This window comes from Roseivivax sp. CAU 1761 (genome assembly GCF_054482755.1).
This window is the reverse complement of record NZ_JBTLRM010000020.1, coordinates 1-12,235: the sequence shown is the minus strand read 5'-3', so window position 1 is coordinate 12,235 and position 12,235 is coordinate 1. Positions and strand designations below refer to the sequence as shown.

Below are 12,235 nucleotides of genomic sequence, written 5' to 3'. Positions count from 1 at the left end.
TCGGGCAATCCGTGACGTCAGTTTCACGTCCTTTCCCACCTCCCAGGTGAACGACACCCCCGGGAGCCGAGGAATGACCGAGCACTACGAGACGAATGCAAAGAAGTACCTGGCACCGGTGCGTGCGCAGGACGGGGACGCACCGCGCGGATTCCGGCGACCGGAAGACGACGGCACCTTCTTCGACGCGTGCAAGCTCTTCGAGGAGCTGGGCGTCATCGTGCCCTCGAACAGGCTGGACGGATACCGCGGCTTCCTGGGGGCCTCGGGTGAGGCATATCTCTGCTCCTCGGTCGGCCTTGTGGATCGGGTGAAGATCACGCCCGGGAAGCGCATCGACCTCGTGAGAGACTTGGCCGAACCGGGCAACGCGGCGCATTCCGAGAAATGGTCCCACCACCAGAGCCGGTTGGAGAACCCTCACCTCTTTGACCACGCAGCCGCGTCGTCGGAACGGATCGACATCCATGCGATCCAGGCGGCGGGGGTGGACGTGCAGCTCCTGCTGAACCGCCTGAGCTACGAGAACATCTGCCGCCACGACGGCAAGCTCGGCCACGTGAAGGTTCGCATGAGCGTCGAGCATGGCGACGAGAAGGTGATGATCGAGCAGGAAATCGGGGATGACCTCCCCTCCGTGAGATCGAACAAGGAGGCCTTCCGAAGCCAGATGCAGCGGCACGTCTCCGAGAGTTTCCGGGCATTCCGGGCAGCAGCCGCATCCTTCGCGGACATGGTGGGGCCGCCCCTCACGGGCGTGGCCGCAGGCGCGGCGCTCATCGCCGGCGTGATTTACCTCCCCCAGTTCGTCGTCAGCGAGAATGCCAAGGCTGCGAAGTCCGACACGGAGCGCATGTCGGTTCTCTACGACCCCGATACCGGGCACTCCGACTTCGTCGTCAGCACGGGGGACGCGGTGAAGATCATGCGTGACCTCAACAGGCAGGAAAGCTTCGGCGCCATGAGCGCGCCCCTCGACGGGACGCCGGCCGCATCGGTCGCTCAGCGCGCGGCATCTTCTGCCCGTGAGCTGACCGACGAACACGTCATGCGCGGGATCGAGGATGTCTACGCGATCCAGGCGAACTGGAACGAGCGGTACGGCACTGACATCGACGTCGAGATGACCATGGTCCGCGGGGATGAGGCCATCCGCGTGACATCCGTCGACTATGAGCTCGACGCGTCCTTCGTGGCGTTGAACACGGTGACCACCGACATTGGCGGCCCGGAATACAGGACCATGCAGCCGAGCGAGACCCCTGCATACGATCCCCTGGACGGGATTTCGGCTGGGAAGCGGACGGAGATCTGGGCAAAGCTGGTGGAGGGGATCGAGACCCCGGAGATCGAGCTGTCAGAGGTCGATCCCCCGGATGCCCCTGCCTTCGGCAACATGTGAAGTCTACTCGGCGGCGTCGGCCTCCCCGGCGTCGTCGAGCCCGTTCAGCCGGTCGCGCAACAGCTTGCCTGCCTTGAAGAATGGCACGGTTTTCGGCTCCACGGTAACGGCTTCCCCAGTTCTCGGGTTGCGGCCTTCCCGGCCGTCCCGGTGGCGCACGCTGAAGGCGCCGAAATTGCGCAGTTCAACCCGGTCGCCACGTTCCATGGCCTGCGTGATCTCCTCGAAGACGGTCTCCACGATTTTCTCGACCATGCGCGCCGGCAAATTGGGGTTCTCTTCGATCATGGTGCGGATGAGTTCCGATTTGATCATGTCTGTCTCCGTGACCCCAAGCGCGGGAAGCCTACCAGCTAGCTGATGTGGAGCAAGCGAGCCAGTGTTTTCGGGATGTTTTCTTGCCTGACGCCCGCCAGTTCCCGTTCAAGGGAGGGCTGGGATGACGGATGTCCCATACATCGATTGCTCTATCCGCGAGGCCTGGGGCTCGGCCGACGGGTTCGTGTGTGCGCACGACGAGGACGCCTGGCGGGACTACCTCGCCGACATCGGGGTGGGTGACGACATCTTCGAGCCGCTGGAAAGCGCCATGCCGGCCCGTATCGCGGTCTTCCGGGAAATGGACGTCATGGAGGACTCCCGCGGCCAAGGCCATGGCGGTGACCTGGTGGCACGGATGATGCGGTCCTTCCGCGATGCGAAGGCAGACGTCATCGTCCTGTTCGCGGACCTCGATGCCGGGAATGCGTTCGACCTGGAAGCCTGGTACGAGAAGCACGGCTTCCAGCGCGTCGACACAGACAAGACGGCCCCCTGCATGATGATCGGGGCGCCGGACCTTTTGGCCGAGATACGGCGTCGCACCGGCCTCGATGTGGCGTCGCCGTCTCCGCGTTAGCGCCGAAACCCTGCCTTAGTTTCCCCCGGATACTCTGCCCGCGAACCGGAACGGCTAGTGGGCACTGTCATGTGAGGCAGACATCGAGGCTATCGTGGCGCGTCATCGCGAGGCGCTTCAGGCCCGTATCCTGTCCCGCAGGAAGGAGGTCCTCGAGGCTGGGCGAGACCACCACATGGCGTTCGCTGCGCTGGGCGTCTCTTCGGAGGAGGCCGCGGACATCGACCTCCACCAGAGCGTCAGCCGACTGGTCTACCGGCACGCCGGCGCGATGATGGAGGAGCTGGCGTGCCACTGCCTGAAGGCCGCGTACCCCGATGGAGGGAAGGTCCGGATACCGAACCCCGCTGCGGGGAGCCCCGCGACCTACGAGATCGACTTCCTGGCCAGGCGACGGGACGCCATCGAGATAAAGTGGCGCGATGCCACGACCGATGGAGACCACGTGCGCAAGGAGAACGCCCGGCTTCAGGCGACCATCGAGGCAGGCTACCGGCCCGTTCGGCTGATGTTCTTCCTTCCCACCACTGCGGCGGCCGCCAAGATCCAGGCCCGCTTGCAGGCCTCCTACAAGGATGCCGGGGGCATCTATGCCGGAGGGGCCGCCGCCTTCGCGTTCATCAGTCGCCGCACCGGCGTCGACCTCCGTGGCGCGATGCAGAAAACCGGTCGCCCCGCGCAGTAGGCATCACGCAGCAGCCGAGGCCATGTCGGCGAGGAAGTCGCTCTCGTAGACGTGGACGGACAGGAACTCCGGCGGCACGCATTCGGTCAGCCAGAGGCCGTTCTCGGACAGGTAGAAGCGGAAGCCCTCCTGGTGCATCCGCCCGGCCGCCACCTTCAGGATGACGGGGCGTCCATGCCGGCGGCCGACTTCCAGCGCCGTCGTGGCATCGAGGTTCAGGTGCACGTAGTTTCGCTTGGCTGCGTTGAGACCCGTCCTCAGGATGGAGTCGATCCGCGTGGTAGCAGTGCCATGCAGGAGGCGTACTGGTGGCTTTTTCGCGGGGAGCCCGAGGTCCACGGAGATTGAGTGCCCCTGGGCGGCGCGGATGCGCTCTCCCTGGCGGGTGAAACGCTTCTTGTCGTCGCTGTCCACGATCTCGCGCAGCTCCAGGCGGGTGAGCGGCACGCCCGCGGATCGGAACCCGTTCAGGATGTCTGCTTCCCTGGCCCAGCCCCCGGCATCGAGGTCGAGGAACGCGAGGCCCGGCTCATGCCGGAGAACCCGGGCCAGAAAGCGGGATTTCTTCTTCATCTCGGGCATGGCACCCAATCCTCCTCAATCCTTCTCTTCCTGCAGCGGAAGACCGCCGAGGGTCAATACCTTTCCTTATTACTTGCTGGCAGGCGGTGCATATGTCATACACAAGGAAAGCCCGCAGGAGAGTTTCATGCCCATGCACCCGAAGTCGCCCGTGACCGTGTTCCATGAGGGCAAGCCCGCTTTCTTTGCCCGCGAAAGCGTCATCCGCATGGCCGCGAACTACGAGGTCTCCTCGATGCTCCACTACGCGGCCAAGGGTGAGCATGACGGCCTCCTGACGCTTGGCGAGGAAGGTGGCATGGGCCTGGAGCGGTGGGACAACGCGAAGCTCTCTCAACACTGGGCGAACATCGCGGAAGAGTACGACGATTATCGCGAGGCCGGGAAGCTGGTCTTCGAGCACGAAGACCCTGAAATCGTACCGGCAGGCTTTCCCAAGGACATCCTGGAAATCACCGGCAAGGACGGCGAGAAGATCGAGATCGAGCGGAACGCCCTGATCGAGCGCCTGGTCATCACTGCCACGGCCGTGGCTCTGGGTAGCTGGGAGGATCACGGAGCGACGGATTTCCTGGACCACGTGTTCGGCGAAGGCACCCGCGGCTTCCAGAACATGCTGGACGGCGAGCTGATCGCGGAATGGCACGAGGTGAGAAACAGCTTCTACATGAAGTCGGCCGCGGGACCCTGAAGCACGACATCCCGCAGGGCGACCCCGAAGCCGAGCTTCTGAAGCCCGGCGCCTTTCCTGGCATGTGAGGGGTATCATGGTGACTGATCGAATTGGGACACCTTTCGACCTGCCGGCACAGTGGGAAGGCTTCACCACGACGGGGAAGTTCGTCCTCGAACAAGCCTCGCCGAGCGACACCTCCTGGACGTGCTCGTTCGACGATGACACCGGCACCGAGCTGATCTGGGAGGCGTCGAACGCCGTGAAAGCCCGTGCGCAATGCCGCGCTCTGTAGGAACGGGGGCTCGAAGCCGTGATCGAGGCGACTGATCGGTCAGGCGAGCCGATCACCATGTTTCGTCACGAGGCGGTCGACCTGCTGGAACGGTACGACGTCGCGCGCGCCGTAGAGAACTCGCCCACCCCCGACCCCGGGGACCTGATGAAGGCCCTGAACGATATCGCGCGGGACTACGGCTCCATGGACGGTGAGACACTCTCGAAATTCTGGAAGGAGCATTCCGACCAGGTGTGGGAAGCCATCGACCGGCCGGAGAACCGGCATCATTTCCGGGAGCCGAGCGTTCTGTGCCGGTCGGATCAGCCGAACCCCAGTTTCGCGGCGCCCTGAGATCATTCTGAAAAGCGATAGAGGAGTACGCCCATGGAAATGAAAATCCGCCTTCAGGACCATCAACCCGAAGAAGCCGTTGCCGAAGGCGCGCCTGCCGCGGTGGACGCAAAGCTCGAGCTGCAGGATGCGGCTGTGTTGATCCACACCGATGACGGGCGTTCCGTCTGGATCGAGCTCGAGGACGGCAAGATCCGGGTTCACAACTACAACAAGTCCTGCGAAGCGCCGCTCAACATCGAGACCCCTCTCTCCGGGGAGATCGTAATCGACCGGCACGACTACGACATCGAGCGGAAGGCGGAAAACGAGGAACCGGTGGTTCCGGTCCCCTGATACCCATGAACCTCTTCGAGCGCCTCCTTATCCGTTGGTCGAGACCTGAAATCCCGGCCGGCACGGCGACGGGGCACGTGCACGTCTCACCTGGCGCCCTCGACAGCGAGGCCGTGGCACAGGCCCTGAAAGCCGCTATCGAACGGGCTTATGGGGGATCGAACTGGGCGGTCGTGGACGTGCGCGGCGAGAACTACCAGAGCCATAGCCTGAACTCGATCTGCATGCGCCATCGTCATGCCGGCCCCAATTCCCGTCGTCCCCTGGTGATCACCGACAGGCGGTGGTCTGCGCAGTTCTCCATCGACCTCGGCCGCGCGCGGGATTGCGGTGTCGTGGTGGTGGTGGCGAGAAATCGGCCCCGCCAGATCTCCGCGGAACGCGCGTGGTACCATTTCTGCGCCCTGGAGCTGCCGCTCGAGGCGACCCTCCTGAAACGCGGCAGGTTCCACATTACCGAATCCAAGCCGGCTAAACCGCCGTGGCGTCGTCCTTACCCCCGCGCGCGGTGCAATTGCGGGCGAGGCTTCGATATCGGGCTGCATGAGTACGACGCTCGCTGAACGAGGGAGATTGCGATGACGACAAAAATCCAAGTGGGAGCCCCTGAGCGGGCGCGGACGGCCTACTCGGTCGAGCTGGATGTGGAGGACTTCCTGGCCATTACGAAAGCCGAGGATGACGGCAGGATCGCGTATGAGGAAACTTTGAGTGCGCCGCTGGAGGGCATTCACCCGTACACACGGCACGCGGCCGAGGTCGAAGGCATCTCCGCAGTCGAGTACAACGGTCACTTCGGCGCCGCGATCCACTACACGGTCGACGACGAGAACGAGACAGAGGGGACCCACGCCAAGGTCGCCGATATCATCCGCGGCCAGGTCGTCCGCGCTCGCCGCCCGGCGGTGGAGCCTGCCCCGGCGGGGCGCCGGTCCCTGGTGATCGAAACGTGCGTGACACCGGCTGGCAGTACATCGGGCGGAAGCCTATGGTCGAGTGCCGGCGGGCTGCAAGAATACAACGAACCTGGATACATCATGAAAAAGACTGCTACCTCAATTCTCCTCCTCGCCGCGCTGGGCGCCTGTGCCACGCCGCAGCAGCGGTGCGAGTCCCGGGCGTTAAAGGAAGTCCGTGAGATCGAACGCCGCATCGAGGTAGCCCAGGGCAACATCGACCGCGGCTACGCCGTCCATGTGAGCCGCGAGCCTCGGACCTCGGTCGGCGTCTGCACCGGCAACCGGGGACGCGTGAGCGTGTCCACGTGCATGGGCACGAACAACGGCCCGAGGGAGACGCCGGTGGCCATCGACGTGGTTGAGGAGCGCCGGAAGGTCGAGGAACTGCGGGAGCGACTGACAGAAGCGCACATCAGGCTGCAGACGCGGCTTCAGCAATGCTCCGCCTACGGCGGGTGATGGACCCCAAATCGGGCAAGTAATCAAGCGGCCGCCAGCAGCTCGAGGCCATGCCGGCGGCCGCCTCTTTATGGCCTCATGGAGGCTGCGCGCTCAGGGGTATCCGCAGCCTTGGCCTTCAGAGTCCGCGTGTTCACCTCGCAGACATTGAGGCCTTTCCACCGTCCGTCGTCGTAGGCCTCATGGATCGCGTCCCAGAACTCCACTGAATCCAGTTCGATATCGTCCTCCAGCTGGAAGGTTTCCGCTAGGTCCTCCGCCGTAGCCGACCGCGGCCTTGGGCTTCTCAGCGTTCTTCAGCGCCTTCCCGCGGCGGCCGTTCTGGGCGAAGACCCGCCACCCTCTCCGTCCTGCTTCAGCTGTACGCGATACTCCTTGTCGGAGCTGCCCTCAGTGAGGAACAGCGCGATGGATTTCTCTTCCATTCAGATCTCCTTGGTGACCTAAATAGAATAGCCCAAACGCACGCTTTTCTCAAGGACCTAAGGACATCTCGGGCTCAAATTCGACGCTTCCCCGGGGCCTTCTGACTGCTCTTGATGAGCAGGTCGAACGGCTCCCTCATGTCGAACTTCTCGGCCATCTCGATGAGCCTCGCGGGACTGCTCGTAGGGTCCTGCAAATAGGTCGCGACGGCCTCTGTCACGGACTCCTCGTCGACCATGCGCGACAGGTTTTCCTGCCGGCCGCCGAGGGGGGAGTACCGCATCAAGTCGACCAGCGTGCGCTCCTTATTCGTGACCCGTACAGAATGCCCTTGTATGTGGCCACTTGCTCGAACCCTACCTCGAGGGGATCGGCGCTTCGCCAGCGCACGAACTGGATGAGATCTGCTTCCCATTTCGAGCGACCGCGCGGCCAGGGAACGCCGACCATCACGTAAGGGACCGAAAGATCGATGCTCAAGTCATGCCATTGTGCGGCAGAATGAAGACATATTGCAGAATAATCGCCCCCTATGGCACAGGCTTTTGCCATCTCTTCCAGCATGTACGCGCGCGGATGTTCTTCCTCTACTACGACGTAGGCGTCGTCCAGAAGGTACCTTCCTCGGCCCAGGGGATGGATGTACCGCCTTCCTTCAAAACGGGTGATCGTGCGGCCGCTGACCCCCTGATCCCACAGCTCCCGACACGAGTGCACCTTTCCGTCACTCATCAGTTCAATTCCCCGACGCATCTTTGGACCCATATCTGCCTCTCTCGCGTTCTTGTTGAAGGATAGGTAATCCGTTGACAGCAAGAAATCCACAGAAAGCGACAGAGAAACGTCAGCCAAAGGCCGCTCGGAGCGGCAATATTAGTCACTTCTTACCCCATTAAGGGGGGTTGAAAAGTTCGGCGCCGCGCGCAGTTGAGAAAAATAGACAAAAAACCATAAAGGGGGATGTCCCATGCAACGCGCCAGCAGCGCAGAGAACCAAGACAATGGGATGGCAGAGATCCTGTCAGTCAGAGATACAATGCAGGACGCTCTTGCAAAGTACGAAGAGAAGATTTCCGACCTTCTCATTCGCCTCGAGCAGCTCACCGAACAGGGCGAGGATTTCCAGCATTCACAACACAGGGGCCGGGCCGAGAGCCAGCTCCACCTGGCTGAAGACCGCCTCCGCAAGGCGCGAACATGCGCCAAGCTTCCTTCGCGGCCAAACCTGATGAATGGGCGCCGGCATAAGTTCGACATCTCGCGCCGTGTAAAGGTCGCCCGCTCGGCACTTGACGCTTTCGAAGAAGAGATCACGCCATCTACTGGCCTCACGATGTAAAGTCCTCTGGCAATCTCCAGTTCTGTCGAGTACCCTCGATGCAATCAGGAGATTGCCGATGACCAAGAAGAGCGCCGCCCCGGAGGTGAGCTGCGAGGAGCCCTCCGCGGAGGATTGCATTGAGCAGGCCCTCATCGCCGCGGCTGAAACCCAGCCCAGCTGGAAGCATCGCTGCCACGCAATTCTTGCGGCCCTGGGAAGCGATTTCGGGGATCCCGACTGGGAGATGCCCGAGGAAGCGCGTCGCAAGGACATGCTGATCGCCGCGCTGATCGAGAACGGCAGCCAGGTTCTCGACGGCGCGCTCGCATGGCCGCGTGATCCCTCGGAAACTCTGAAATCGGATGCCCGGGTTGTCGGCTTCGGCTGGCACATCCCCATGTCCGTCGCGATCACCGCGTCCGAGGACGGAGGGTTCTGCCTGGATGTCGACGGAGAGCGGTTGCCCGGACCGGTGGCCACGCTGCAGGCCGCTATGGAGCGGGCCAACGCGATCTACCGGGCCCGGATGAATGCCGCCCTTCGCGAAAGGGTCACGGACAAGGGCGGCCTTAAGCGGCGCCGTCTCCAGTGGCACGACGGAGAAGCCTGGTCCCCCATGGGGACGTTCACCGTCACCAGTGAGGACAACGCTTGGCGGTGGCACCTGAAAGCGCATGACGGCGAGCAGGTCGGTGACGCGTGCGAATCCGAGCGTGCCGCCAAGCTCGGGGCTGAGCAAAAGCTCGACCGCATGCTGGTGTCCTGCTTCGCGATGGGCGAGGCCCCCTTCGAGCGACTCTGAAATCCTCCTGAAACTCCGGTGGCGTAGCCCGCTCGGAGACAATACAGGAGATTCCCATGAACCGTTTCCTCATGATGGCCGCCATGTTGGCGGTCACCGCCTGCTCGAGTGGGTCGGGCAACGACCCGGATGAACCCACGCCGCCGGCTCCGGCCCCGGTTACTGGTGATGTCCAGTCGATGCTCAACAATCTTCGCGAACAGAACGGCCGGACCTCGGTCCACGAGAGCCGCCTTCTGCGAAATGCTGCCCTGACGCATGCCCGGGACATGGCAGCGAACAATTTCTTCGATCATGAGGGAAGCAATGGAAGCCAGGTCGGCGACCGGGCCCGTGCCGCGGGCTATGGCTGGTGCCTAATCGCCGAGTACATCGCCCAGGGGCAGCAGGACCGCGAAGCTGCCATGGAAGCCTGGACCCGCTCGCGCGGCCATCGGGCAAACATGCTGATCCCCGACATCACGGAGTTCGGTTTCGCCCAGGCCGAGGATTACTGGGTCATGGTGCTCGGCCGCCCGGGCTGCTGATGCATTACCTGCGAGCGATGCCGCCGGGAGGCAGGTACCGCTCGCAGACGTCCGAGAAATCGAAGAACCGGAGCGGCGGTGTCTCCGCGCCCTGGTTCGCGGCTTCCTCGGCACTCGCGATCCGGTGGCACTCCGCACGCGTGCAGTCACCCGAGCAGCGTACACGGTCTCTGTCGATCATCGGAATTCCTCCCTGTCCTTCAGGGAGGGTGTCTTTGCAGCCTTTCGGACTCGTTTCGAAAGCGGGTCAGGGTTTCACGGTGATCTGGCGGGGGCGATTGCAGAGCGTCTCCGCCGGCCCCTCCTCCCGGATCAGGATGGTCTCGGTGATCTCGACGCCCCAATCGTTCATCCAGAGGCCCGGCATGAAGTGGAACGTCATCCCGGGCTCCAGGACCGTGGTGTCCTCCGCCCGGAGACTGATCGTGTGCTCGCCCCAGTCCGGCGGGTAGCTCAGCCCGACGGAGTAGCCGCACCGCGCGCCGCGCTCGATGCCCGCCCGCTCGAGGGGCACGGCCAGCGCATTGGCGATGTCGCAGGCCCGATTGCCCGCCCGTGCCCAGTCGATCCCTGCTTCCAGCCCTTCGACGAGGGCCGCCTCGGCGCGCTTCATCTCGTCGGGCGGCTCGCCCAGGAAGACCGTGCGGCAGAACGGAACGTGGTACCGGCGGTAGCAGCCCGCGCTCTCAAGGAAGGTCGCCTCGCCCGTCTCGAAGGCGCGGCCGTCCCACGCGAGGTGCGGAGCCGCCGCGTGCGCGCCGGAGGGAAGCATCGGCACGATGGCCGGGTAGTCACCCCAGTGACCGTCGGCCCCGGAGATGGCGTCGCGGTAGATCTCGGCGACGAGGTCGTTCTTCGCCAGGCCCGGCTCGATGCGCTCGATGAAGCCGTCGACGATCTTCTCGGAGATGCGGGCTGCCCGACGCATGAACTCGATCTCGAAATCCGATTTCACCCGGCGCTCCCAGTTCACCAGGTTCGTGGCGTCCCGGAGCTCGGCCTCGGGCAGCATTTTCAGAAGCTCTTCGTGCGCCTTGGCCGAGTAGTAGAAGTTCTCCTTCTCGACGCCGATCACCGCGGTATCGAGGCCCAGCGCGCGGATGTGCTGCGAGAGGTCCTGCATAGGGTGGATGTCAGGGTTCTGGATGAACAGGTCGGGGTATCCCACAACGTACTCGTCACCCATCCAGACCGTCAGGAGCGCGCCGTTGGCGTCCATGCGACGGCCCCACCAGATGGGGTCGTCATCGAAGCTGATGAGGACGCCCTGGTGCACGTAGAAGGACCAGCCGTCGTAGCCGGTGAGCCAGCCCATGTTGGAGGGGTTCGTCACGTAGAGCAGATCGATGCCGGCCTGGTACATCGCGTAGCGTACCAGCTCGAGGCGCCTCCGGTACTCTTCCTCGGGGAACGCTGTGAGCTTGGTACGCATATCGACCTCCTGAATATCACGGGCGCGGTGCCTTGGGGACCATAGTGCAGGAGGCCGGTTTCGTCAGGATTTCAGCGCCCCATGGCTCACGGCGCCGGGCTGGAGGGACCGAGATCGAGGATGTCGATGTCCGGTTCAGCGCCAGGGTACCGCTCCCCCAGATCCTGCAGGATGTCATCGAGCTCGGACGGCGGGCGGTCTTCGATCTCCTCGACGATGGTGTGGCTCTCCAGCGTGAGCGGACAGGAGTTCTTCACAGTGGCACAGACCAGGGTGTCCGGGCCAATCTCGTCGGCTGGCACCGCTTCGTCCGGACCATCGGGCGTCGGGTCCATGTGGATCACGTCGATCTCCAGATGCGAGTACGTCTCTGGTGCGCCGTATTCCCGGATGGTGCGGCCCGCATACGCCACGATGTCGTCGTCATTGCACAGCGCGATCAAGGCGCTCCTGCAGTGCGTTCCGCATGCGCTGCCAAGCCGGCCCCTCCGGATTGGCGACATCGCACTCGTTTAGCAGGCAGCCTTGCGTCACGGATGGCACGGATTCCAGGGGGGTCTGGAACACGAACGTCGCCACGTTCAGCGACGGGTTCGCGTGGTGAACCACCCAGTTCACTTCACCGGGGATTGTCAGTTTGCTCATTAGCCGGCGTTCCCGATCACCCCAGGTGTCAGTCGTGTATGTTTGGTCGACCATCACCTGGCCGTCATCGTCGATGTCGATTCCTAGGAAGTCCCCTTCGTTGGTGCGGGGGACCCATGATTGGGTTGTGGGCGTGACCATCTGCTCGATCCTCTGTGTTCTGTCTGTTTGCGCGGTGCCTCGAAAACTCTGAAATTCGGTGCGCTCACATCCGCATCAGCGGGTCGTCCTCGATATCGAGGAGCATCGCGACCGGTCGGGTGTTTGGGTAGGATTGCTGAACGGAGGCGACGTACATCTCCGAATAATCCGCATCGATGCCGGGATGCGTCTCGATGTGGAGTGCCCCCCATTTCACCGGACAGCCTGGCTGGAGTTGAGCGCTGATCTGAACTCGACGGGCGAGCGCATTGCCAGCGCGGAATGTGGATGGACGGTGTTGTAGTCGTTGAGCCAG

The 12,235-nt window shown here is 63.4% G+C and carries 22 protein-coding genes; 12 read left to right on the top strand and 10 right to left on the bottom strand.

What is annotated here, in order from left to right:
- Positions 1-73 precede the first annotated feature (73 nt).
- Positions 74-1,402, top strand: a complete 1,329-nt coding sequence (locus tag ACXYMW_RS12915; RefSeq protein ID WP_459035737.1) for a hypothetical protein — start codon at positions 74-76, stop codon at positions 1,400-1,402.
- Between the two features lie 3 nt (positions 1,403-1,405).
- On the opposite strand, the gene ihfB is transcribed toward ACXYMW_RS12915, so the two are convergent.
- Positions 1,406-1,717 (bottom strand): integration host factor subunit beta, encoded by a 312-nt coding sequence (gene ihfB / locus ACXYMW_RS12910; protein ID WP_459035736.1) that lies wholly within the window; start codon positions 1,715-1,717, stop codon positions 1,406-1,408.
- Positions 1,718-1,841: 124 nt separating this feature from the next.
- Between ihfB and ACXYMW_RS12905 the strand changes: the two genes are divergently transcribed.
- A complete protein-coding gene (locus ACXYMW_RS12905; protein WP_459035735.1) occupies positions 1,842-2,300 on the top strand; it encodes a GNAT family N-acetyltransferase in 459 nt (152 codons plus the stop codon).
- Positions 2,301-2,364: 64 nt separating this feature from the next.
- A complete protein-coding gene (locus ACXYMW_RS12900; protein WP_459035790.1) occupies positions 2,365-2,985 on the top strand; it encodes an ApaLI family restriction endonuclease in 621 nt (206 codons plus the stop codon).
- A gap of 3 nt (positions 2,986-2,988) precedes the next feature.
- On the opposite strand, the gene ACXYMW_RS12895 is transcribed toward ACXYMW_RS12900, so the two are convergent.
- The gene (locus tag ACXYMW_RS12895; protein ID WP_459035734.1) at positions 2,989-3,567 is read right to left on the bottom strand and encodes an RNA 2'-phosphotransferase; all 579 of its coding nucleotides are present in this window, start codon (positions 3,565-3,567) and stop codon (positions 2,989-2,991) included.
- Positions 3,568-3,694: 127 nt separating this feature from the next.
- On the opposite strand from ACXYMW_RS12895, the gene ACXYMW_RS12890 reads away from it, so the two are divergent.
- The 6 genes from ACXYMW_RS12890 (at position 3,695) to ACXYMW_RS12865 (ending at position 6,625) form a co-directional block, all read left to right on the top strand.
- Entirely contained in the window at positions 3,695-4,258 is a 564-nt protein-coding gene (locus ACXYMW_RS12890; protein ID WP_459035733.1) for a hypothetical protein, read from the top strand.
- 76 nt (positions 4,259-4,334) lie between these two features.
- Positions 4,335-4,535 carry a hypothetical protein gene (locus ACXYMW_RS12885; RefSeq protein ID WP_459035732.1) on the top strand — a complete coding sequence of 67 codons (201 nt, stop codon included), beginning with the start codon at positions 4,335-4,337 and terminating at the stop codon, positions 4,533-4,535.
- Between the two features lie 18 nt (positions 4,536-4,553).
- On the top strand, positions 4,554-4,871 hold the full coding sequence (locus ACXYMW_RS12880; RefSeq protein WP_459035731.1) for a hypothetical protein: 318 nt from the start codon (positions 4,554-4,556) through the stop codon (positions 4,869-4,871).
- Positions 4,872-4,904: 33 nt separating this feature from the next.
- On the top strand, positions 4,905-5,207 hold the full coding sequence (locus tag ACXYMW_RS12875) for a hypothetical protein (RefSeq protein WP_459035730.1): 303 nt from the start codon (positions 4,905-4,907) through the stop codon (positions 5,205-5,207).
- A 5-nt stretch (positions 5,208-5,212) separates the two neighbouring features.
- Positions 5,213-5,770 (top strand): hypothetical protein, encoded by a 558-nt coding sequence (locus ACXYMW_RS12870; RefSeq protein WP_459035729.1) that lies wholly within the window; start codon positions 5,213-5,215, stop codon positions 5,768-5,770.
- A gap of 15 nt (positions 5,771-5,785) precedes the next feature.
- The gene (locus ACXYMW_RS12865) at positions 5,786-6,625 is read left to right on the top strand and encodes a hypothetical protein (RefSeq protein ID WP_459035728.1); all 840 of its coding nucleotides are present in this window, start codon (positions 5,786-5,788) and stop codon (positions 6,623-6,625) included.
- A 296-nt stretch (positions 6,626-6,921) separates the two neighbouring features.
- On the opposite strand, the gene ACXYMW_RS12860 is transcribed toward ACXYMW_RS12865, so the two are convergent.
- From ACXYMW_RS12860 to ACXYMW_RS12850, 3 genes are all read right to left on the bottom strand, one after another.
- Complete coding sequence (locus ACXYMW_RS12860) at positions 6,922-7,050, bottom strand: hypothetical protein (RefSeq protein ID WP_459035727.1); 129 nt, start codon at positions 7,048-7,050, stop codon at positions 6,922-6,924.
- A 74-nt stretch (positions 7,051-7,124) separates the two neighbouring features.
- Entirely contained in the window at positions 7,125-7,289 is a 165-nt protein-coding gene (locus tag ACXYMW_RS12855) for a hypothetical protein (protein WP_459035726.1), read from the bottom strand.
- A 44-nt stretch (positions 7,290-7,333) separates the two neighbouring features.
- Positions 7,334-7,783: a hypothetical protein gene (locus ACXYMW_RS12850; protein ID WP_459035725.1), complete on the bottom strand. Its 450-nt coding sequence runs from the start codon at positions 7,781-7,783 to the stop codon at positions 7,334-7,336.
- A gap of 235 nt (positions 7,784-8,018) precedes the next feature.
- On the opposite strand from ACXYMW_RS12850, the gene ACXYMW_RS12845 reads away from it, so the two are divergent.
- The 3 genes from ACXYMW_RS12845 to ACXYMW_RS12835 are packed head-to-tail and all read left to right on the top strand — an operon-like array spanning position 8,019 to position 9,701.
- Complete coding sequence (locus ACXYMW_RS12845; protein ID WP_459035724.1) at positions 8,019-8,390, top strand: hypothetical protein; 372 nt, start codon at positions 8,019-8,021, stop codon at positions 8,388-8,390.
- A 58-nt stretch (positions 8,391-8,448) separates the two neighbouring features.
- The gene (locus ACXYMW_RS12840; protein ID WP_459035723.1) at positions 8,449-9,174 is read left to right on the top strand and encodes a hypothetical protein; all 726 of its coding nucleotides are present in this window, start codon (positions 8,449-8,451) and stop codon (positions 9,172-9,174) included.
- Positions 9,175-9,230: 56 nt separating this feature from the next.
- Positions 9,231-9,701 carry a CAP domain-containing protein gene (locus tag ACXYMW_RS12835; protein ID WP_459035722.1) on the top strand — a complete coding sequence of 157 codons (471 nt, stop codon included), beginning with the start codon at positions 9,231-9,233 and terminating at the stop codon, positions 9,699-9,701.
- A gap of 4 nt (positions 9,702-9,705) precedes the next feature.
- On the opposite strand, the gene ACXYMW_RS12830 is transcribed toward ACXYMW_RS12835, so the two are convergent.
- The 5 genes from ACXYMW_RS12830 to ACXYMW_RS12810 form a co-directional block, all read right to left on the bottom strand.
- Positions 9,706-9,882, bottom strand: coding sequence for a hypothetical protein (locus ACXYMW_RS12830; protein WP_459035721.1), 177 nt, complete (start codon positions 9,880-9,882; stop codon positions 9,706-9,708).
- Positions 9,883-9,948: 66 nt separating this feature from the next.
- Positions 9,949-11,133, bottom strand: a complete 1,185-nt coding sequence (locus ACXYMW_RS12825) for a M24 family metallopeptidase (RefSeq protein ID WP_459035720.1) — start codon at positions 11,131-11,133, stop codon at positions 9,949-9,951.
- An 86-nt stretch (positions 11,134-11,219) separates the two neighbouring features.
- Positions 11,220-11,576, bottom strand: coding sequence for a hypothetical protein (locus tag ACXYMW_RS12820; protein ID WP_459035719.1), 357 nt, complete (start codon positions 11,574-11,576; stop codon positions 11,220-11,222).
- Positions 11,557-11,919: a hypothetical protein gene (locus ACXYMW_RS12815; RefSeq protein WP_459035718.1), complete on the bottom strand. Its 363-nt coding sequence runs from the start codon at positions 11,917-11,919 to the stop codon at positions 11,557-11,559. The genes ACXYMW_RS12820 and ACXYMW_RS12815 overlap by 20 nt, the downstream gene beginning before the upstream one ends.
- Before the next feature lie 64 nt (positions 11,920-11,983).
- A partial coding sequence (locus tag ACXYMW_RS12810) for a hypothetical protein (RefSeq protein ID WP_459035717.1) occupies positions 11,984-12,235 on the bottom strand: 252 nt, incomplete at its 5' end.